At 66.2% G+C, this 21,356-nt stretch carries 18 protein-coding genes; 6 read left to right on the forward strand and 12 right to left on the reverse strand.

The window, feature by feature from the left end; all coding sequences use genetic code 11:
- Positions 1-11: 11 nt before the first annotated feature.
- The 4 genes from nhaA to ACZY1F_RS06285 all read right to left on the reverse strand — a co-directional run bounded on the left by nhaA (position 12) and on the right by ACZY1F_RS06285 (position 3,702).
- Positions 12-1,325 (reverse strand): Na+/H+ antiporter NhaA, encoded by a 1,314-nt coding sequence (nhaA, locus tag ACZY1F_RS06270; protein WP_463940879.1) that lies wholly within the window; start codon positions 1,323-1,325, stop codon positions 12-14.
- Between the two features lie 71 nt (positions 1,326-1,396).
- Entirely contained in the window at positions 1,397-1,618 is a 222-nt protein-coding gene (locus ACZY1F_RS06275) for an SCO4848 family membrane protein (RefSeq protein ID WP_463940881.1), read from the reverse strand.
- A 3-nt stretch (positions 1,619-1,621) separates the two neighbouring features.
- Positions 1,622-2,119 carry a DUF2505 domain-containing protein gene (locus ACZY1F_RS06280; RefSeq protein WP_463940882.1) on the reverse strand — a complete coding sequence of 166 codons (498 nt, stop codon included), beginning with the start codon at positions 2,117-2,119 and terminating at the stop codon, positions 1,622-1,624.
- Between the two features lie 47 nt (positions 2,120-2,166).
- On the reverse strand, positions 2,167-3,702 hold the full coding sequence (locus tag ACZY1F_RS06285; RefSeq protein WP_463940883.1) for an SDR family oxidoreductase: 1,536 nt from the start codon (positions 3,700-3,702) through the stop codon (positions 2,167-2,169).
- A 173-nt stretch (positions 3,703-3,875) separates the two neighbouring features.
- Between ACZY1F_RS06285 and mfd the strand changes: the two genes are divergently transcribed.
- The gene (gene mfd, locus ACZY1F_RS06290; protein ID WP_463940884.1) at positions 3,876-7,580 is read left to right on the forward strand and encodes a transcription-repair coupling factor; all 3,705 of its coding nucleotides are present in this window, start codon (positions 3,876-3,878) and stop codon (positions 7,578-7,580) included.
- Positions 7,581-7,586: 6 nt separating this feature from the next.
- Positions 7,587-8,408 (forward strand): metal-dependent hydrolase, encoded by an 822-nt coding sequence (locus ACZY1F_RS06295; RefSeq protein ID WP_463940885.1) that lies wholly within the window; start codon positions 7,587-7,589, stop codon positions 8,406-8,408.
- Between the two features lie 81 nt (positions 8,409-8,489).
- Here the strand turns inward: ACZY1F_RS06295 and ACZY1F_RS06300 are convergent, their stop codons facing one another.
- From ACZY1F_RS06300 to nirB, 6 genes are all read right to left on the reverse strand, one after another.
- Entirely contained in the window at positions 8,490-8,735 is a 246-nt protein-coding gene (locus ACZY1F_RS06300) for a hypothetical protein (RefSeq protein WP_254747855.1), read from the reverse strand.
- 52 nt (positions 8,736-8,787) lie between these two features.
- A complete protein-coding gene (deoC, locus tag ACZY1F_RS06305; protein ID WP_463940887.1) occupies positions 8,788-9,513 on the reverse strand; it encodes a deoxyribose-phosphate aldolase in 726 nt (241 codons plus the stop codon).
- A gap of 185 nt (positions 9,514-9,698) precedes the next feature.
- Positions 9,699-10,577 carry an FAD-dependent oxidoreductase gene (locus ACZY1F_RS06310; RefSeq protein ID WP_463940888.1) on the reverse strand — a complete coding sequence of 293 codons (879 nt, stop codon included), beginning with the start codon at positions 10,575-10,577 and terminating at the stop codon, positions 9,699-9,701.
- A gap of 206 nt (positions 10,578-10,783) precedes the next feature.
- Positions 10,784-11,938, reverse strand: a complete 1,155-nt coding sequence (locus tag ACZY1F_RS06315; RefSeq protein WP_463940889.1) for a uroporphyrinogen-III synthase — start codon at positions 11,936-11,938, stop codon at positions 10,784-10,786.
- A gap of 14 nt (positions 11,939-11,952) precedes the next feature.
- Positions 11,953-12,987 carry a uroporphyrinogen-III C-methyltransferase gene (gene cobA, locus ACZY1F_RS06320; RefSeq protein WP_463940890.1) on the reverse strand — a complete coding sequence of 345 codons (1,035 nt, stop codon included), beginning with the start codon at positions 12,985-12,987 and terminating at the stop codon, positions 11,953-11,955.
- Positions 12,988-12,989: 2 nt separating this feature from the next.
- Complete coding sequence (gene nirB / locus ACZY1F_RS06325; RefSeq protein WP_463940891.1) at positions 12,990-15,635, reverse strand: nitrite reductase large subunit NirB; 2,646 nt, start codon at positions 15,633-15,635, stop codon at positions 12,990-12,992.
- Between the two features lie 265 nt (positions 15,636-15,900).
- Here nirB and nirD point away from each other — a divergent pair, with 265 nt between their 5' ends.
- Positions 15,901-16,263 carry a nitrite reductase small subunit NirD gene (gene nirD, locus ACZY1F_RS06330; protein ID WP_463940892.1) on the forward strand — a complete coding sequence of 121 codons (363 nt, stop codon included), beginning with the start codon at positions 15,901-15,903 and terminating at the stop codon, positions 16,261-16,263.
- A gap of 7 nt (positions 16,264-16,270) precedes the next feature.
- On the opposite strand, the gene ACZY1F_RS06335 is transcribed toward nirD, so the two are convergent.
- Complete coding sequence (locus tag ACZY1F_RS06335; RefSeq protein ID WP_463940894.1) at positions 16,271-18,040, reverse strand: phospho-sugar mutase; 1,770 nt, start codon at positions 18,038-18,040, stop codon at positions 16,271-16,273.
- Between the two features lie 112 nt (positions 18,041-18,152).
- Here ACZY1F_RS06335 and ACZY1F_RS06340 point away from each other — a divergent pair, with 112 nt between their 5' ends.
- Entirely contained in the window at positions 18,153-18,638 is a 486-nt protein-coding gene (locus tag ACZY1F_RS06340; RefSeq protein ID WP_463940895.1) for an RrF2 family transcriptional regulator, read from the forward strand.
- Positions 18,639-18,715: 77 nt separating this feature from the next.
- Here the strand turns inward: ACZY1F_RS06340 and ACZY1F_RS06345 are convergent, their stop codons facing one another.
- Positions 18,716-19,534 carry a purine-nucleoside phosphorylase gene (locus tag ACZY1F_RS06345; RefSeq protein ID WP_463940897.1) on the reverse strand — a complete coding sequence of 273 codons (819 nt, stop codon included), beginning with the start codon at positions 19,532-19,534 and terminating at the stop codon, positions 18,716-18,718.
- Between the two features lie 128 nt (positions 19,535-19,662).
- On the opposite strand from ACZY1F_RS06345, the gene ACZY1F_RS06350 reads away from it, so the two are divergent.
- Both ACZY1F_RS06350 and ACZY1F_RS06355 read left to right on the forward strand, forming a co-directional pair.
- Positions 19,663-21,078, forward strand: coding sequence for an NAD(P)H-quinone dehydrogenase (locus tag ACZY1F_RS06350; RefSeq protein ID WP_463940898.1), 1,416 nt, complete (start codon positions 19,663-19,665; stop codon positions 21,076-21,078).
- Positions 21,079-21,151: 73 nt separating this feature from the next.
- Positions 21,152-21,337, forward strand: coding sequence for a PspC domain-containing protein (locus ACZY1F_RS06355; RefSeq protein WP_463940899.1), 186 nt, complete (start codon positions 21,152-21,154; stop codon positions 21,335-21,337).
- The last annotated feature ends 19 nt before the right edge of the window (positions 21,338-21,356 follow it).

Raw genomic sequence — 21,356 nt, forward strand, 5'->3', positions numbered from 1 at the left:
GGCAGCGGCCGTCAGCCCCGCTGCTCGAAAACGTCCGGGACGCCGTCGCCGTCAGCATCACGTCGTTCCGCCTCTTCCGTTGCGCGGTAATGCCGGTTCCGCAGCCGGAGCACCACGGTGGCCAGGAGGGCTGCCGCCAGTGATCCGGTGAGGATGGCCACCTTCGCGTGGTCATCGTGCGCCGAGCCTGCACCGAAGCTCAACTCGGCGATCAGCAGCGACACCGTGAAGCCCACTCCGGCCAACATTGCAAGGCCTGCAACATCGATCCAGGCGAGGCCGTCGTCGAGCTTTGCCCTGGTGGTCTTTGTGATGAGGTAGGTAGTGCCGAACACACCAATCGTCTTGCCGGCTACCAGGGCAGCCACAATTCCCAGTGCCACCGGATCCGCCAGAGCCGACCGGAAGCCGTCGAGGCCGCCCACGGCTACTCCGGCGGAAAAGAAGGCGAAGACCGGGACGGCGAAACCTGCCGAAAGCGGGCGGAGCCGGTGTTCAAAGGACTCAGCCATGCCGGAACCCGACTCACCGCGTTTCCGTGACGCCAGGACCGGCACGGCAAAGGCGAGCAGCACACCTGCGACGGTGGCGTGGATGCCGGAGGCGTGCACGAGTGCCCAAGTGGCGGCGGCCAGCGGCACCAACAGGTACCAGCTACGGACCCTCCGCTGGGCCAGCAGGGTAAACAGCCCCAGCGGAACCAGTGCCGCCAACAGGAAGAGCGGCTGCAGCCCGGACGAGTAGAAGAAAGCGATGATGCCGATGGCCAGCAGGTCATCCACCACGGCCAAGGTCAGCAGGAAGGTCCGGAGGGCGGCAGGCAGGTGCGTATTAATGACGGCCAGGACGGCCAGGGCAAAGGCGATGTCGGTGGCTGTCGGAATTGCCCAGCCACGAAGGCCCTCGGCGCCCTGGCCCAGGTTCACCAGCGTGTAGATCAGAGCCGGAACTGCAACCCCTCCGACGGCCGCGGCCACGGGAACCACCGCCTTGGACACCTTGCGGAGTTCGCCTGAGACAAACTCCCGCTTGAGTTCCAGGCCGGCCAGGAAGAAAAAGATGGCCAGGAGACCGTCGGAGGCCCAATGCCCCAGGGAGAGCCGGAGGTGCCAGGGTTCGTATCCGATTTTCAGGTCCCGCAGTGCGAAGTAGCCCTCAGCCGCCGGCGAGTTGGCCCAGAGGAGTGCCGCAGCAGTCGCCAACAACAGGAGGGCGCCGCCGGCGGTTTCCAGCCTGAGGATCGCGGAGATCCGTAGGAATTCAGGGTAGCTTGAGCGGCTGAGGACCTTAGCGGCGAAGGCGGGGCGGGAAGGGTGCTTGGCCATGACTGGCTCCTGGAATTAAGGGGTCGACAAAAATATTGCCGACCAGACTTCCCGGCGCACCTGTTACCAGCCTACCCGAGCAGGCCCATAACCCCGATCACCGCGGTGGCAGCTCCCAACACCATCGAGATGCTGACCAGCACCACGTGGACGGTGAGGAACTTTGTGGCCTTGCCGGCGGCGTCCCGCGCCCTGGGGTCCTTCATCACGCGGCGCAGGAACTGCGGCCAGACCACAAGGGACCAGACGCCGGCAACGATCAGCAGGCAGCCCGCAATCAAGGGGAGCTGCACGGCCTAGTGGCTTTCGAGCCAGGCCTGGGCCTGCTGGGACTGGATGTTCAGGGCTTTTGACACCATGGGCTCGGCCGCCTCGGCGATCTTGCCGCCCAGGAAGGGAACAGAGGACGTGACGTTGCCTTCGAGTTCAATGCGTGTGCTGCTGCCCTCGGCGACGAGCCGCTGGACAGCGGTCACATCAAGCGGGGCACCGGCGATCTTCAGCGTGATGTTGCTCTGTCGGGAACCGTCGGCCGCGGGGGCCTCCCAGTTCTCAACCTGCGTCACGGTCAGCTTTTCGCCCACGAACTTACGGGCGATCTCCGGGAGTCGCGTGGTGGGCAGGGTGCGGACCGAGGTGGTGCTGAATGCTCCGTCAACGTCTCCGGCCACTTCGAAGGACTCCAGGGTGCCGCCAACGAATTGGCTGGTGTGCCGCTGGAAGTCCTCGTTGATAAAGACAGCAGCGACGCTGCCGACGGCGTGCGGAAGGGTGGTGGTTGCACTCAGTGCCATGGGTCCTCCAGTGATGTGTAGGTCAGAACGCTTTTGCTCCCCACATCCTACGGGGAGCCTTGCTGGTTGTTGGAACCGGCCCCCGCGCTGTCGGCGCTGGCGATCTTCTGCGCCGCCGTGGTGATGTTCCGTGCCATTGCCGGAAAAATGAGGCTGTGGAACGGCAGTACGGCCAGCCAGTAGAGCTTTCCGCTGAGGCCCTTGGGGAAGAAAATGGCCCGCTGCCGGTAGCGGCTGCCCGTCCCGTCAGGTTCCACGGACAGCTCAAGCCAGGCTCGTCCGGGGGCACGCATCTCCGCGCGGAGGCGCAACAGTTTTCCGCGCTCTATCCGCTCCACACGCCACCAGTCCACCACTTCACCAGAGGCCAGGGTGCCGGGATGCCGGCGTCCCCGCAGCAGGCCCGCGCCGCCGGTGAGCTTGTCCAGCCAGCCACGCACGCGCCAGGCCAGCGGCAGGGAATACCAGCCGTTCCGGCCGCCGATCCCTTCGATGATGGTCCACACATGGGCAGGGTCAACATCCCCGTGGAACGTCCGCTCATCCACGTAGACCGTGTGGCCTGCCCAGTCCGGATCGCTGGGCAGCGGATCGGCGTCCGCCCCGGCATTTGACCACGTGGTTTCCACCTGGCCGTCGCGCTCCTTGCCCAGGGCGAGGGCAACCGCCCGCCGGTACGGAGTCAGGCCGCCGGCCGGTACGGGGATATGGGCATCAATATCGTGCTCGCGGGACACGGCATCGTGCTGCAGCGACTCGACCAGGGGCAGCGACATGGACAGCGGGATAGGCGTGGTCAGGGCCACCCACATGCCAGCAAGCTTCGGGGCAGGAATGGGCAGCGCCAGGACCACCCGATACGGCAGCCCGGCCTCGGCGGCGTATTCCTTCATCATGCCCGCGTAGCTCAGGATCTGCCGGCAGCCGATATCGAACGTGCGGTTGACCGGCCCGTCCATGGAGGCAGCGCCCACAAGGTAGTGCAGCACGTCCCGGACGGCGATCGCTTCGATCTTGTTCCGCACCCAGCTCGGTGCCGGCATCAGCGGGAGCGTCTCGGACAGGTGGCGGATCATTTCGAAGGACGCCGACCCGGAACCGATCACCACCCCGGCCTGGAACACCACTGCGTCCACCCCGCTGTCAAGGAACACCTTCCCCACGGCTTCCCGGGAGCGCATGTGGGTGGACAGTTCCACGTTGGCAGGGTGCAGGCCGCCCAGGTAGACGATCCGGCTCACGCCGGTGGCGGCAGCAGCCCTCGCGGCCGTTTCCGCCATGGCCTTTTCCTTGGATTCGAACCCGGCGCCGGCGGCCATGGAGTGGACGAGGTAGTACAGCACGTCGACGCCGCCGAGGGCCTGGCGCAGGGAAGCCCCGTCGTCGAGACTGCCCTGGATCACCTCAACTTTGCCCAGCCACGGCACGCCGGCGATCTTGGCCAGTGTCCTGACCATGACCTTTACGGTGTGGCCGGCCTCCAGCAGTCGGGGGACCAGGCGGCCACCGATGTAGCCGGTGGCGCCGGTCACCAGGACAGTTTTGGCTGCGCCGGGCTGGGATGTCTCGGGTGTGCCGGTCATGTTGACTCCTTCTTGTCATACTGAGATTCGGAGCGGCGGGGTGTTCGGACGGCCCTGGTCCTGAAAGCCTAATCTGCCGTGCCGCGGGGGTAGGCTGGGAAGACCCGGGATTCGAAGAGAATTTCGGGCTTTCGTGTTGCCTGCGATCCCTTGAACCCACAGGAGTTTCCGCCATGAGCCCCACTGGCCCGTCCCATCCTGGCCCGCCCCACGCCGGTCCCTCGCTTGCCGGACTGCGCCGTGTATTGGCAGCAGACCAGACGTTCGCCAGGGTGCAGGCGGAGGCGGCCAGGGGGTTTGACGTCCGGGGACAGGATTACCAGATCAGCGCGCCGGCAGGACTCCGCGCCGTCCTGCTGGCGGAAATGGCAGACGGCCTGGCCGCCGCTGCCGAAGAAGGAACTCCCGACGGCGGGCTCCCCCCAGTGGTGCTGGCAGTCACCGCGACAGGACGCGAGGCAGAGGACCTGACGGCCGCCCTGCGCGCCTACCTGCCGGCCGATTCGGTGGCCGAGTTCCCCAGCTGGGAAACACTGCCGCATGAACGGCTCTCACCCCGCTCGGACACGGTGGGCCGCCGGCTGTCCGTCCTGCGCCGCCTGGCGCACCCGGAAAGTTCGACGGCGGGCCGGCTGCGTGTGGTGGTGGCGCCGGTGCGGGCGGTGGTCCAGCCGATCGTCGCCGGGCTGGGTGAGCTGGTTCCGGTCACGCTGAGGGTGGGACAGGACATGCCGTTCTCCAATGTGGTGCGGAGCCTCGCGGACGCGGCCTACGCACGCGTGGACATGGTCACCCACCGTGGCGAGTTTGCCGTCCGCGGCGGCATCATCGACGTTTTCCCGCCCACCGAGGACCATCCCATCCGGGTGGAGTTCTTCGGCGACGAGGTGGACCAGATGCGCTGGTTCGCGGTGGCCGACCAGCGCTCGCTGTCGGCGCCCGGATTGCATCACCCCACAGAACTCCATGCCCCGCCCTGCCGCGAAATCCTGATCACGCCTTCAGTGATGTCGCGCGCGGCCACGCTGAAGGCGCAGCTTCCCGCGGCCGCGGACATGCTGGAGAAAATCGCCGGCGGCATCGCCGTGGAAGGGATGGAGTCCCTGGCCCCGGTGCTGGTGGATGCCATGGTCCCGTTCGTGGAGCAGCTGCCCGCCGGGTCCATCTCGGTGATCATAGAACCGGAAAAGGTCCGCCGGCGCGCACATGATCTTGCGGCCACCAACGAGGAGTTCCTGGAAGCTGCCTGGTCCACGGCATCCGATGGGGGCACGGCCCCACTGGACCTCAGCTCGCAGGCGTCAGAAGCCTTGCACTCCGCCAGTTTCCGTTCCCTGGCCGAAACCCGGAGTTTCTCGCTGGAGCACGAGGTGTCCTGGTGGTCCATCTCGTCACTGGCCACGGACGAGGAGCTGCTGCCGGAGATCGACGTCCTCAACCTCCGCGCCCGGGAACCGCGCGGGTACCAGGGCGATGTGGCCGAGATGATGGACTTCATCGGCTCCCACGTCCGGGACCAGTGGCGGATCGTGGTGGCCACGGAGGGACCCGGACCGGCGCAGCGCCTGGCGGAACTGTTCCACGACGCCGACATCCCCTGTGCCAGGGTGGACACCCTTGAGAAGGAGCCGCAGGCGGGCATCATCGAGGTGACTACTGCCGCCGTCGGACGCGGTTTTGTCCTGGACAGCCTCAAGCTGGGGCTGCTCACCGAAGCGGACCTGCTGGGACGGACGTCCGCGGGCTCCACCAAGGACATGCGGCGCATGCCGTCCAAGCGGCGGAACGCCGTGGACCCGCTGCAGCTGGTCAACGGCGATTCCGTGGTGCACGAACAGCACGGCATTGGCCGCTTCATCGAACTCATCCAGCGTAAGATCGCAGTCGGCGGCTCGAAGGATTCAGTCGGCGTCCGCGAATACCTGGTCCTGGAATACGCCCCGTCCAAGCGAGGCGCCCCCGGGGACCGCCTGTTTGTCCCCACGGACCAGCTGGACCAGGTGACCCGCTACGTCGGCGGAGACACCCCGGTGCTCAGCAAGATGGGCGGCTCCGACTGGGCCAGCACCAAATCCAAGGCGCGCAAGGCCGTCAAGGAGATCGCCGGCGAACTCATCCGGCTGTACTCCGCGCGGATGGCCTCAAAGGGACATGCCTTCGGGCCGGACACCCCGTGGCAGCGTGAGCTGGAGGAGGCCTTCCCGTACGTGGAGACGCCGGACCAGCTGACCACCATCAACGAAGTCAAGGCGGACATGGAGCGGGAAATCCCCATGGACCGCCTGGTGTCCGGCGACGTGGGCTACGGCAAAACCGAGATCGCCGTCCGGGCCGCGTTCAAGGCGGTCCAGGACGGGAAGCAGGTGGCGGTCCTGGTGCCCACCACCCTGCTGGCCCAGCAGCACTACGAAACGTTCACCGAGCGCTTCTCCGGCTTCCCCTTGCGCGTCAAGGCCCTGTCCCGGTTCCAGGGGACCAAGGAAACCAAGGAAACCGTGGAGGGCGTCAAGAGCGGCTCCGTTGACGTGGTCATAGGCACCCACCGGCTGCTGTCCAAGGACTTCGCGTTCAAGGACCTGGGCCTCGTGATTGTGGACGAGGAACAGCGCTTCGGCGTGGAGCACAAGGAAGCCCTGAAGAAGATGCGGACGAACGTGGACGTGCTGGCCATGAGCGCCACCCCGATTCCGCGGACTCTGGAGATGTCCCTGACGGGCATCCGCGAAACCTCCACGCTGGCCACGCCGCCGGAGGAACGCCACCCCGTGCTGACCTATGTGGGCCCGTACACGGACAAGCAGTCCTCGGCGGCGATCCGGCGTGAGCTGATGCGCGAAGGCCAGGTGTTCTTTGTCCACAACAGGGTGTCCACCATCGAACGGACGGCCGCGAAGATCCGTGAACTGGTTCCGGAAGCGCGCGTGGAGGTGGCACACGGGCAGATGTCAGAGAGCCGGCTGGAGCAGATCATTGTGGACTTCTGGGAGAAGCGCTTCGACGTCCTGGTGTGCACCACCATCATCGAAACCGGCCTGGACATCTCCAACGCCAACACGCTGATCGTGGACGGGGCGGACAAATACGGCCTCTCCCAACTGCACCAGCTCCGCGGCCGGGTGGGCCGCGGCCGTGAACGCGCCTATGCCTACTTCCTGTACCCGTCCGAGAAGCCCCTGGGCGAGGTGGCCCTGGAACGGCTCAAAGCCGTCGCCACCCACAACGAGCTCGGCGCCGGCATGCAGCTGGCCATGAAGGACCTTGAAATCCGCGGTGCCGGCAACCTGCTGGGCGGCGAGCAGTCTGGCCACATCCAGGGTGTTGGCTTCGATCTCTATATCCGCCTGGTGGGTGAGGCAGTGGCCGACTTCCGCGGCGACGCCGAGGAAAAGGCCGCCGAAATGAAGATCGAGCTGCCGGTCAACGCCCACCTCCCGCACGATTTTGTGCCCGGGGAGCGGCTTCGCCTGGAGGCCTACCGGAAGCTGGCCTCCGCGGTGACCTATGAGGCCATCGACGAGGTCCTGGCCGAGCTTGTGGACCGCTACGGCGAACCGCCGCTGCCGGTACAGAACCTCATCGCCGTGGCCCGCTTCCGGGTGGGCGCCCGCGAAGCCGGCCTGTCCGACGTCGCGCTGCAAGGGAACTTCATCAAGTTCTCGCCGGCGCAGCTGCCGGAATCGAAACTGATGCGGCTAACCCGGATGTACCCGGGTTCCCAGTCCAAGCCTGCCCTGGACGCGGTGCTGATTCCGAAGCCCAAGACAGCGAGGATCGGCGGCCGCGACCTGCAGGATGCCGAAATCCTTGAATGGGCCAACGGGGTCATCCGCAACATTTTCTCTGACGCGCCTCTCGCCGCTCCGGCAGTAAGAGGTTAGAGCTTGATGGGAGGACATCACGCCGCGTCGGGAGCCGCGGCGTGGGTAGCTATTGCTTCAACGGGACCGTACACGCTGGGCTGGTATCCGCTGGACGCCACCGGGATCCTCATCGGCGGGATGGCGACGGCTGGGACGGCGCTTGTCTGCGATTGGGACCACCGCCACAGCACGGTGGCAAACTCACTGCCGCCGCTCTCCAACCTGATTGCCGTGGGTATTGAAAACGCCAGCGGCGGGCACCGGCAAGGCACCCACTCGGTGCTCGGGGCGGTGTGCTTTGTGCTGCTGGCCATGATGGCCGGGCAGTTCCAGCTGCAGACGGACTGGGGCCTGCTGTCGGTGGGCGCCGGGTTGCTGTGTATGTTCATGATCAACATTGCGGCCAAGGCGCTGAAGCTGTTTCCCAAATCCGGATTTATCAGCAACTGGATCTTTGCCCTGGCCATGGCCGGACTGGTGACCTGGTTCGCGCCGGAACAGTGGACCTGGCTGCCCGTCTCGATGCTGACCGGGGTAGTGGTCCACATCGTGGGGGACATGATCACCACCGGAGGTGTGCCGCTGCTCTGGCCGATCGTCATCAAGCCACCGAAGTTCCTCCGGAAGCTGCCAGGGCTCAACGACATCTGGAAAGCCAACGGCGCTTTTTCCCTGCCGCTGCTGGGCCGCGCCGGTTCCAAGCGCGAGTGGCTGGTCCTGATCCCGGTCAGCGCCTACGCGATGGTGGGCATGTGCGTAGCGGCGTGGTCGTTGGCGAAGGCACATTTCCCCGCCGCGATTGCGATCGGAAAGACCACGGTCGGCCGATTGCTTGGCGTGGGCTGACACGGCTGGTGCAGTCCATGGCTTAAAAGGCTGCGGCCCCGGAATATCCGGGGCCGCAGCCTCTTAAGTTACTGAGGGTTCTTACTTGCCGCCGGCTGAATCGGAGCGGCCGGTGATGGTCTGCGGGATCCAGAACGCCAAGAAAAACAGGCCCAGGCAGACGGCCATGGGCCACGGGTTGCCGAGCGTGAGGAAGGACAGGGAGTAGATGGAGCCTAGGAACAGCGCCATCATGGGGACAAACAGAAGGATGCTGCCCAGGAGGCTGTTCTCGTTCTGGGGGGTCTGTACCGTGGCGTTGCCGGACTCGGTGGTCTTGCTGGACATTGTTTCCTCCTCGGCCCCGCGGGGCTCAAACTGTGGCGGTTCCGGGCCGGCGTCAGTAGCTGGCTGAACCCTGTTCACCCTTGACGATGGCAATGCCGGAACTGGCACCAATACGTGTTGCACCTGCAGCAATCATAGCCTGCGCGTCGGCTAGGGAACGTACGCCGCCGGACGCCTTGACGCCGAGATCTGGGCCTACAGTGCGGCGCATCAGGGCGATGTCCTCGGCCGTGGCACCCCCGCCATTGAACCCCGTTGACGTCTTGACGAAGTCTGCCCCCGCTTCAACGGACGCCTGGCAGGCGAGGACCTTCTGGTCGTCGCTGAGCAACCCGGTTTCGATGATGACCTTCAGGATGGCCCCGCTCGCGTGGACCGCCTCCGCGACGGTGGAGATGTCGTCCACCAGCGCGCCCTTGTCACCGGCACGGGCTGCCGCGATGTTGATGACCATGTCGATTTCGTCCGCACCGTCCAGGACTGCGCCGCGGGCTTCAAAGGCCTTCACGTCGCTGGGCGTGGCACCCATGGGAAAGCCGATCACCGAGCACGTCAGAACACCGGACCCCTTGAGCGCGGTCTTGACTGTCTTGACCCAGAGGGGGTTCACGCAGACTGACTTGAAGTGGTACTCAGCGGCCTCGGCACACACTTTGAGGATTTCCGCTTCGCTGGCCTCGGGCTTGAGGAGTGTGTGGTCGATGTAGGAGGCGATGTTGCCTGACGCTGAGACCGTACCGGCTCCAGTCTGGTCGACAGGAGTGGCTGCGTTGCTCATGATGGTCCTTTCCATGTGGCCTTGTGGGCCGCCGGAGCCACGTGGTGCGTGGCTGTTCAGGTGACCATCCTGTCACAGCCGCATCCTCCATGGGCCAGCAGACCAGGCCAACGCGGGGTCACATCCGGCCCAAAAAACCTGCCATATTGGGCCGGATGTGACCCCGCGTTGCTGTGAGCAGGAGGTCAGGCAGCCACGGCAACGCGTTGTTCCGCAGCCACACCTTCCGCAGCTGATGTAGCGGTCATCAGCTGCGCGGCGCAGGCGCCAGCGGCAGAGGCCGCTGCGACCAAGAGTCCCAGCCGCACGCCGTCGAACGCGGCGGCGTCGCCGATGGCCCAGACGCCGGCGACCGACGTCTTGAAGTCCTTGTTGATGGCGATTCCGCCGTTGGGGGCGGTGGCGAGTCCGGCGCTGGCGGCGAGTCCATCGCGGGAAACCCGCTCTTCGGCCAGGACAACGAGGTCCCCGTTCATGCTGCTGCCGTCTTCGAAGACAACCCCGGAGGCGGTCAGGCCCGAGCCGGCGATGGAGTGCACCACGGCGGCCGGCCGGACAGTTGTGCGGATGGGCCGGACGCCGCGGGCACGCAGCACCGCTTCGGCCTGGCCCGCTGCCGCGCCGGTTCCCACGAGGATCCCCAGTGGCCGCCTGCCCAGTTCCCGCGTTACTTCCTTCACGGCGTCGCCGATCCTGGCGGCGTCGTCGATTGTGGAGTAGCTCAGGCAGCGGCCGGCGCCCGCTACGGGGGACGCGACGGGCGCTGACCCGGTGGCGATGACCAGTTCGTCGTAGCTCAGTTCCATACCGTCGGCGGTGGTGACGGAACGGTTCTCCGTGTCGATGAAGCTGGCTGGCTGGCCGAAGCGGACTGATACCTGGGGCAGCTCTGCGAGGTCAAGGAGTTCAGCGGGAGCGTCGTCCCGGTTGCTGAGGACGGTGACCGTGCCGCGGAAGCGTGCACCGTCCAGCTGGCGGACCAGCGCCTGTGCGGCGGGCCCTGCTCCGGCAATGACGATGCGCGGAGCCTGGGAAACTGAGGTGGACGGTGCCGGAGCGGACATGTGCTGGCCCTTTCGCTGGCGGCCGCAGGAGCGGCCGGGAATTCGTGATGAATCCCAGCGTAGGCGGCGGGCTTTTCAGGCGTGTTTCCCCGCTGTTGCTGGGAAAAAGCCCTTTGTTCGCCAACGTTCACCGGCCGGTAACAAAACCTGTGACGCACTTCTCACTGCGCTCCGCAATGACACAAAGGCGGCCGGAGCCCGCGTCACTAGACGCGGATCCGGTAACCCCGCTTAACCACAGTCTCCACCAGGCGGCCGTCCGGCAGCGATGACCGCAGGCGGCTGACCGTCATGTCCAGGGCGTGGACCGAGCCCTTGAGCTCGAGCAGCTCCGACAGCGATTCCCGGGAGAGTACCGCGCCACCTGCTCCCAACAGGGCACGCAGCAGCAGCAGCGGTGCAGGCGCCAACTCGACCTGCGCTCCGTCTACCCGCAGGCTGCGTCCCCGCAGCTCAAGGTTGCCGGATGCGGTGTCCAGCCGCCGCACGTGGTTCAGGGCGAGGTGCTCGCACACCAGCCGGATGAGGGCACCCATCCGGAACCGCTCCGGAATAAGCGGTGAGATACCGGCATCGAGCAGGGGCTGGGCCGTGACTGGCCCCACCACTGCCGTGGTGACGTTGGTTTTCAGGCTTTCGATGAGCTGTTTGTAGACGCCCATTTCGTGGGCGGTGCTCCACACAGCATCGACCGCGGGGGCGCTGGTGAAGGTGAGGACGTCCAGGTTGCCACTGCACACAGCCTCAATGAGGCGCGGAAGCCGGTCTTCGCCGTCGGGCTTTACCCAGCGGTAAGGGGTGACCGTCAGGACGGTGGCGCCGGACATGCGGAGCCGTTCCAGCTGCCGGACATCCGTGTAGCCGTGCAGCTGCACGGCTACGGTCTTGCCGCGCACGCCTTCGGCGAGCAGCATATCCACCAGCGTTGCGGTGGTTTCGTCGCTGCTGATTCCGACGTCGGCCAGTCCGGCCGCGCGGACGGCGCCACGGGCTTTGGGGCCGCGAACGAACATCCGGCATGCGCCGAGGGTTTCCAGCAGCTGCTCACCGATCCCAAAGGAATCGGCAGCTTCGCACCAGCGTCGCATGCCGTACGCCGTGGTGGCGATGCACAAGTCCGGGCGCGCGTCGATGATGGCCTTCGTGTCCTCGATCAGGCGGATGTCTTCCTGCACCGGGGCGATCTTGAGTGCTGGCGCGTGCAGAACTTCCGCGCCGCGCCGTTCCAGGGCCTCGATAAGGTCCCGGGAGCGCCTGTGCGAGGTGACTCCGATGCGGAAGCCCTCCAGCGGGGAGTCAGCTGCCTCCGGCCCGGGCGTCTCTTCAAGCTGGGCAGGTTCAGCTGGTGCCAGTGCGTTCATGGGGGTCAATCCTTTCATGAACCGAGCAGCGAGGCCGCCAGGCGGTCGAGGTCTGCGGCGGCCTCAGCATGGCCGCGGTTGGCTTCTGCCACGCGAACCACCTCGCCAATGACCAGCACAGCGGGATTGCTGCACCCGGCAGCGGCGGAGGTGATGGTGCCCAGGTCCGCGATGGTGGTGCGCTGGCCGGGGCGGTAACCGCGTTCGACGACGGCCATGGGCATGTCGGGGCGCATGCCGGCTTTACGGAGTCCGGCGGCGAGCTGGTGCAGGGTGCCGATGCCCATCAGGACCACAATGGTGCCGCCCAGTCCGGCCAGGTGGGTGTGTTCCTTTTCGGTCAGCGGCGCGTGGCCGGAGACCACGGTGAACATGTGGCTGACCTCGCGGTGGGTGACGGGGATGCCGGCGGCCGCCGGCACGGAGATCGCGCTGGTGACACCGGAGATGACACGGACGGGCACGCCCGCCGCCACGCAGGAGGCCACTTCCTCGCCGCCGCGGCCAAAGACGTAGGGGTCACCGCCCTTGAGACGGACCACGTTGTTGCCGGCGAGGGCGCTTTCGACCATCAGCTTCTCGATGTCGGCCTGGCCCACCTTGTGGTGGCCGGGCTTCTTGCCCACATCCACCAGCTCGGCGGAGGTCAGGTCCGGCAGGTCCTGGCAGGGAGCCAGCCGGTCGAAGAACACCACGTCAGCATCGCGAAGGGCTTTCACGGCGGCGACCGTCAGCAGTTCCGTGGTGCCCGGCCCGCCGCCCACCAGGGTGACATGGCCCACCGGTCCGGCGGCCGGCTCGGCCGCCACCGGGATGCCGGTGGCGTCGCAGCGCTCGAGCAGGGACTCCCAGCCGGTCTGACCGTCGTCGACCGCTGCGACCAGGAAGGGACGCTCGGGGAGCGGGCCGTCATGCGCTGCTCCCGCAGGGGTGCTGAGGCGGTAGACGACGGCGCCCGCGGCCTCGTAGCGGCGGACCGCCTGGCGGGCCGCGTGGTCGGAGCCGGTGATCAGGACTTCGCGGCCAGTGAGATCGATGCTGAGCTGCATGGCTATACCTCGTTCTCGGCGCGGGGCCGCATGGGGATGGAGGCTCCGATCAGGACCGGCTGTTCGCTGGCGCGGGCCTTTTCCTCCGGAGTGGCAGGGCGCATCTGGCCACGCTCGTCGGAGACGAAGGTGATGGAGTCATCCTTCTGGTCAGGGGCGTTGACGAAGGAACGGAACCTGCGCAGGCGCTCGGGGTCCGTGAGGGTGTCCGCCCATTCGTCCACGTAGGTGTCAACGTGCTTAGCCATGGCGGCTTCGAGCTCCTCGGCGATGCCCAGGGTGTCCTTGACCACCACGTCCTCGACGTGCTTGATGCCGCCGTCGAGCTCTTCCTGCCAGCGCGCGGTGCGCTGCAGGCGGTCGGCGGTGCGGATGTAGTACATAAAGTAGCGGTCGATGTACTTGATCAGGGTTTCGTCGTCGAGGTCCTTGGCCAGCAGCTGGGCGTGGGCCGGGGTGGCGCCGCCGTTGCCGCCGACGTATAGGTTCCAGCCGTCTGCCGTGGCGATCACGCCGACGTCCTTGCCGCGGGCCTCGGCGCATTCGCGGGCGCAGCCGGAGACGCCCATCTTGAGCTTGTGCGGGCTGCGGAGGCCGCGGTACCGGAGCTCAAGCTGGATGGCCATGGCCACCGAATCCTGGACCCCGAAGCGGCACCAGGTGGAGCCGACGCAGGACTTCACGGTGCGCAGGCTCTTGCCGTACGCCTGGCCGGATTCGAAGCCGGCGTCCACCAGTTCCTTCCAGATTTCCGGCAACTCTTCCAGCCGGGCACCGAACATGTCGATCCGCTGGCCGCCGGTGATCTTGGTGTACAGGTTGTACTTCTCGGCCACGGCGGCGATGACGCCGAGCTTCTTGGGGGTGATTTCGCCGCCGGCGATGCGGGGGACCACCGAGTAGGTGCCGTCCTTTTGCATGTTGGCGAGGGCACGGTCGTTGGTGTCCTGCAGGGTGCCGCGGCCGGCGTCCAGGACGTAGGCGCTGTTCTGGCTGGCCAGGATGTTGGCAATGGTGGGCTTGCAGATGTCGCACCCGGCGCCCGTGCCGTATTTGGCCATGATCTCTTCGAAGGAGGTCAGTTCCAGGACGCGGATGGCGTCGAAGAGTTCCTGGCGGGACAGTTCGATGTGTTCGCAGAGTGCCTTGGAGACTTCGACGCCGGACTTGGTGAGTTCAGTCTCCAGCAGCTTCTTGAGCATCGGCACACAGGAACCGCAGCTGGTGCCTGCGCGGGTGCAGCCCTTGAGCTCGCCGAGCTCCTGGACGGGGGCGTTGCCGTCGCAGGCGCCGCAGCCGTTGACGGTGTCGCGGATGGTGCCAGCAGACACGTTGTTGCAGGAACACAGGATGGCGTCGTCCGGCAGTTCAGAATCCGGAGCGTCGCCGCCGCCTGCCGCGCTCAAGTAAGCGCCGGGCTCGGCGCTGAGTTCGCGGCCGAGGAGCGGGCGCAGGCTCATGTAGGGGGATGCGTCGCCCACGAAGATGCCGCCGAGCAGGGTCTTGGCATCATCGGTGGTGACGATCTTCTGGTAGACGCCGCGGGCGGGGTCGGCATAGACGATCTCGAGCGAGTGCTCGGTCTTGGCGAACCCGTCTCCGAAGCTGGCAACGTCCACGCCGGAGAGCTTGAGCTTGGTGGCAGTGTCGAAGCCGGGGAACGTGGCCTGGCCGCCGTGGAGACGGTCTGCCACGATCTCCGCCATGGTGTTGGCCGGCGCAACGAGGCCCAGGCACATGCCACCGTAGTTGGCGACCTCACCGATGGCCCAGATGCCTTCCACCTCGGTGGCGCAGAAGTCGTTGATGACCACGCCGCCGCGCTGGCCCAGGCTGAACACCTGCTCTTCCCCTTCAGCTGCGCGGAAGAGTTCATCGCGCGGCCGGACGCCGATGGCGACGATCACGAGGTCGGCGTCGATGATGCGGCCGTCTGCCATGAGGACACCGGTGACCTGGCCGTCGTCGTCGGACAATACTTCCGAAGGGAACACGCCACCGTGGACCGCGAAGCCTTTGGCCTTGATGAGCCGGCCCATTGCCTGGCCAGCGCCTTCGTCCAGCTGTGTGGCCATCAACCACTGCGATCCGTCGATGACGATCGGGTTGGCGCCCAGTTGCTCCGTGCCGGCGGCCGATTCGAGTCCGAGGAGGCCTCCACCGATAGTGACGGCGTTGACCTTGCGGCCCAGCTTCTCCGTGAGCCCGGTAATGGCCTCGTTGATGGCCCAGACGTCTTCGAGCGTGCGGTAGACGTGCGTGTGCTCGGCACCGGGGATGGGCAGGCGTGCGGCATTCGATCCCGTGGCGACCACCAGGTCGTCGTATTCAAAGGTGCTGCCGGCGGCGGTCTCAACCGTCTTCGCCTGGGCATTGATCTTGACCACGCGCTCGCCGGTCTTCAATGACAGGGAAGCGTGATCCCACATTGAGGCAGAACCCAAGGTGAGGTCCACACTGCTATCCGTCAGTGCCTTGGAGAGCGCCACCCGGTCGTAGGGGAGGTGGGCTTCTTCCGTGAGGACCGTGACGTCCCAGCCCTCAAGGCCCCGGGTGTGCATGGCATCGGCGAAGCGGTGGGCAGCAGGGCCGCCACCGGCGACGACGATCCGGCGCGGTGCCGTCTGGCGTGAAGTCTGTTCGGTCACTGTGGGCCTTTCGCATGCGCCGCAGACGGTGTTCTGCGGCTTTCTCTGACGAGGTGTGTCCATTCAGACTAGGTAGCCGCAGTTTCGCTTCAGTTTCCCTTTTGTTTCGTAGGCTTAACTTCTGCATCACGAACGCGTTTCCGATCGGGTGAGGTCTCTTTTACGCGCCGGACACATTCACTGCACGCCTTTGAAACACCCGTTCCCTAAGTTGTTTAGTACGGCCATAGAGGTGGCCAATCAAACACGGGGAGAGGAGCCGGACATGACGGCAACACTGGAACTTGGGGCGCTCGCCGCCGACACCGCTACCTGGCACCGGGTCTGCGCCGTGGACGAGCTTGAGCTTGCCTGGGGCGAAGCAGCACTCATTTCGGGCCGCCAGGTGGCACTCTTCCGGACCGGGCCCAGCGAGGTTTTTGCAGTGGCCCACGAAGATCCGGCCACCGGCGCCCACGTGATGGCACGCGGCATTCTGGGTTCACGCGGCACGCGCCCCACCATCGCTTCGCCGCTGCACAAAGAGGTCTACGACCTGGAAACCGGTGAATGTTTCGGAACCGCCGCGGTGCGCCTGGAAACGTTCAGCACCCGCATTTCCGACGGTTTCGTCGAAGTCGAGGTTTAGTGTCCCGCTAGAGCCCGAGGGCCTCGCGGACGTCGCTGAGCACATTGTCGAGGGCGGTCCGGGCTGCCTGCCGGGCTTCCGGCAGTTCGGCCGCCGACTCAACCGGGAGGATGACCTCCAGGTAGCACTTGAGCTTGGGCTCGGTGCCGCTGGGCCGGATGATGACCCGGGTTTCGTCCCGGGTCAGATACAGCAGGCCGTCGGTGGGCGGCAGGTGCTCGCTCCCTTCGGCCAGGTCCACAAGTGTTTCAACGGCTGAGGACCCGAACGAATCGGGCGGGCTCACCCGGAGCCGGTTCATCATGGCATCCAGCAGGCCCAGATCCGCCACCCGGATGCTCAGCTGGTCGCTGGCGTGGAGCCCGTGCTGAAGGTAGAGCTCGTCCAGGGTGTCGAAGATGGTTTTTCCGTCCGCCTTGGCGGCGGCAGCCATTTCCGCAATGAGGACCGCGGCAGAGATTCCGTCCTTGTCCCGGACCAGACCCGGTGCAACGCAATACCCCAGGGCTTCCTCGTAACCGTAGACCAGCCCCGGCACCCGGGAAATCCATTTGAACCCGGTGAGCGTTTCCTCATGCTCGTATCCGGCCGCGGCGGCGATGCGGGAGAGCAGCCGCGAGGAGACAATCGAATTGGCGAAGACGCCGGCACCCGCACCACTGGCGGTTTCGTCAGCACTGCCCGATGCGCCGTCAGTGCCGGCCGCCCGCCGGGTCACAATGTGTGCTCCCAGCAGCGCACCTACCTCGTCGCCCCGGAGCATGCGCCACGCGCCGGTGTCAGGATCCTTCGCCGCCACGGCAGCGCGGTCCGCATCCGGGTCGTTGGCCAGGACAATATCGGCGTCGACGCGAACGGCAGTCTCCAGGGCCAGGTCCAGCGCACCGGGTTCTTCCGGATTGGGAAAGTTCACCGTGGGAAAGTCGGGATCGGGCTCAGCCTGTTCGGCCACCAGGGTGACATCGGCAAAGCCGGCAGCAGTCAGGACGGCCACGGCAGTTTCGCCGCCGACGCCATGCATGGGCGTCAGGACAATCCGCAGGTCACGGGACGGGAAGCGGGCCGCATCGGCGAGTGCCGCCGTCGCGCGTTCATAATCCGCCGCCACCGACGGGCCCAGGACCGTCCAGCCGTCCGCGGCAAGGGTGATGGATTCCAGTGCGCCCACGGCATCGATCCGCGCGGCGATCCGGGCGTCGTAGGGCGCCACGATCTGCGCTCCGCGGCCGCTGTCCTCCACAGCATGACGGCCCAGGTACACCTTGTAGCCGTTGTCCTGCGGCGGATTGTGGCTGGCAGTCACCATCACGCCGCCGTCGCAATCGAGGGCACGCACGGCGAAAGCGAGCAGCGGGGTGGGCAGCGCGGACGGCATCAGGAAGGTTTCAATCCCGGCGGCCGTGAAGATGGCCGCTGTTTCCTCGGCGAAGATGTCGGAGTTATAGCGGGCGTCATAGCCGACGACGGCGCGTGGCCGGGTGCCGGGTGAGGCCGCACCCACCGCCGCAACCAGGAAGTCGGCGAAACCGGCGGCGGCGCGACGCACCACCACACGGTTCATCCGGTTCGGCCCGGCGCCCAGGGCGGCGCGGAGGCCTGCGGTGCCGAACTGCAGGGTGCCGCTGAAGCTGTCGGCCAGCTCCTGTGACGCTGCGGGGGAGCCCTCCTCCGCGAGTCGCAGCAGATCTGTGAGGTCTGCGGCTGTGGCGGGATCCGGATCTTTGGCCGCCCATTCGCGGGCTTGGCTGAACAAGGAAGCGGCATCGGGGGACGTCATGCGGTCAACGCTATCGTCATTGCTTCAGGAACTGTGCCTGAACACTCGCCTGTGACAGGGGAAAACAGCGAAATCCTTGCAGGAAATTTTCTGGACAAGTAATGTCGCGAATATGAAACTGGGGCAGGGGGTCGAGTGGGGGCTGCATAGCTGCGTCAACATGTCCTGGACCGCGCCGGGCGAGGCCGTCAGCAGTGCACGGCTGGCTGAGTTCTACAAGCTTCCCGCCGCATACCTGAACAAACAGCTCCAAGCGCTGGTGCGGGCCGGGATCCTGACATCGGTGTCCGGTCCGCGGGGCGGCTTCTCGCTGGCCAGGCGTCCTGACCGGATTTCCGTCCTCGACGTGGTCCTCGCCATCGAAGGGAATGACCATGCCTTCCGGTGCGAAGGCATCGCCAAGGACGCCCCGGGCGGGAGCATGGATGCCGACTACGCCCGCACGTGCCTTATCTCGCAGACCATGCGCCACGCCGAAGTCACCTGGCGGACTGAGCTGTCCCGGCAGAGCATTGCCGGGATCGCCCAGTCCATCGAGCAGCGGTTTCCCGAGGCCAGGGAGGCCACCGTCCTGCAGCTCGTGGGCACCAAATCCTGACCAATCCATCGGCAACGCGGGGTCACTTAGCGCCCGCTGGAAGGCCTCGGACGGGCGCTAAGTGACCCCGCGTTGACCTAAAGCTTGGCGATGATGCCCGCCAGCAGTTTGGAGATCCGCGGTCCGGCTGCCTGGCCTGACTCGATGACTTCCTGGTGGCTGAGCGGCATGGCACTGATGCCGGCCGCGAGGTTGGTGACCAACGAAATTCCGAACACTTCCATGCCTGCGTGGCGGCCGGCGATCGCTTCCAATGCGGTGGACATGCCCACCAGGTCCGCGCCGATCCGTTTGGCGTACTGGACCTCCGCCGGCGTTTCGTAATGCGGCCCGCTGAACTGGGCATAGACGCCTTCCTCCAGCGAGGCGTCCACTTCACGGGCGAGGGCACGGATGCGCGAGCTGTAAAGATCTGTCAGGTCAACGAACGTTGCGCCTTCCAGCGGGGACGCGGCGGTGAGGTTGATGTGATCTTTGATGAGCACCGGGGTGCCCGGCGTCCAGTTTTCGTTCAGTCCTCCGCAGCCGTTGGTGAGGACCAGGGTCTTGCAGCCGGCGGCCGCGGCTGTGCGGATGCCGTGGACCACGGCGCGGACGCCTTTGCCCTCGTAGTAGTGCGTCCGCGCACCCAGGACCAGCGCACGTTTGCCCTCTTTGGTCAGGACGGAGCGGATGGTGCCCACGTGACCTTCCACGGCCGGGGCATGGAAGCCCGGGACGGTATCAGCGGTCAGGGTGGCGGTGGTCTCGCCGATGAGGTCGGCGGCTTCGGCCCAGCCTGAGCCCAGGACGAGGGCGACATCGTGGCTGTCCACCCCGGTCTCCTGGGCGATGTAGTCAGCGGCGGAGCGCGCGGCGGCGAAGGGGTCCATGTTCTGGAAATCTGTATTACTCACTGGTACAAGTTATCGTGCCGTTGCTGCTGTGCACAGTGGCAACGGAGTCACTCCGGGCCGCGGCCCGCATCGTGACGGGCCACTCTTTTATTGGTGGTCCCTGTGCAGATGCGGGAGAATAGTTGATTGTGACTACGCACCCTGATTTCAGCTCACCCCGGATCGCAATCCTCGGAGGTGGCCCCGGCGGATACGAAGCCGCTATGGTCGCTGCCTCGCTGGGAGCGCAGGTCACCATCATCGAACGCGCGGGTATGGGCGGCTCGGCCGTGCTGACCGACGTCGTGCCTTCCAAGACCCTGATCGCGACGGCGGATCTGATGACCCGCGTCGGTGAGGCGGGCGAGCTGGGAGTGAAGTTCGACGTCGACGGCGGCGACTTTGTGCCGGCGATGCGCGCCGATCTCAAACACATCAACGACCGCCTGCTGGGCCTGGCCCGCCAACAGTCAACCGACATCTCCACGGGGCTGGAGCACCAGAACGTCCGCATCCTGCTGGGTTCCGGCCGGCTCCTGGACAACCACACCATCGAAGTGCTGACCGCTGACGGCACCGAAATCGTGGAAGCGGACACCATTCTGCTGGCCGTCGGCGCGCACCCCCGCGAGCTGCCCACGGCGCGGCCGGACGGCGAACGCATCCTGAACTGGGCGCAGATCTACAACCTTGACGAGCTTCCCGAGGAACTGATTGTGGTGGGCTCCGGCGTGACCGGTGCCGAGTTCGCCTCCGCCTACAACGGCCTGGGCTCCAAAGTCACCCTGATTTCCAGCCGGGACCGGGTGCTGCCCGGCTCGGACACTGACGCCGCGGAGGTGCTGGAGGAAGTCTTCGAGCGCCGTGGTGTGCGGGTCCTGTCCCGCGCCCGCGCTGAGACCGTCGAGCGGACCGACGACGGCGTGGTGGTCACCCTTGGTGACGGATCGAAAGTCACCGGCAGCCACTGCCTGGTCTGCGTGGGGTCCATCCCGAACACCGCCGGCATCGGCCTTGAAGAGGCCGGCGTGGCCCTCACCGAGAGCGGCCATATAAAGGTCGACGGCGTCTCCCGCACCACGGCGCCGAACATCTACGCCGCCGGCGACTGCACCGGTGTACTGGCGTTGGCCTCGGTTGCCGCAATGCAGGGCCGGATCGCGATCGCCCATTTCCTGGGCGACAGCGTTATGCCGCTCAAGCTTCACCAGGTGGCGTCCAACATCTTCACCTCACCCGAGATCGCGAACGTGGGCGTCTCCGAAGCCGAGATCCAGTCCGGCAAATACCAGGGCGACATCGTCAAGCTCTCGCTCAAGAGCAATGCCCGCGCCAAAATGCGCAATCACAAGGACGGCTTCGTCAAGATCTTCGCCCGTAAGGGCTCCGGCACCGTGATTGGCGGTGTTGTGGTGGGGCCGAACGCTTCCGAGCTGATTTTCGCCATCTCCCTTGCGGTCACCCAGAAGCTCCACGTCGACGACGTAGCCAACACCTTTACGGTGTACCCGTCGCTGAGCGGGTCCATCTCGGAAGCCGCGCGGCGCCTGCACGTCCACATGTAGGTTGCCCGGTGGTTGGGGAGCGAATCCCGGGGGATCATGCCCAACTACCGGCAATCTCGGGTAGCGTGGCCGCATGACTACAGCACTTGAGCGGCCACGCAGCGGAAAAATCATCGGCGGCGTTTGTGCCGCGCTGTCAGCCCGGTTCGGGCTCCCGAAGTTCCTGGTCAGGCTTGGCTTTGTGATCTTTGGCCTGGTGGGGATCGGCGAGCTGGTCTACATCGCGCTGTGGATCATGATCCCCAAGGCCCCGGCCTAAGGACCGCCCGGATTCGCGG

The sequence above is a fragment of the Pseudarthrobacter xylosi genome (assembly GCF_055412765.1).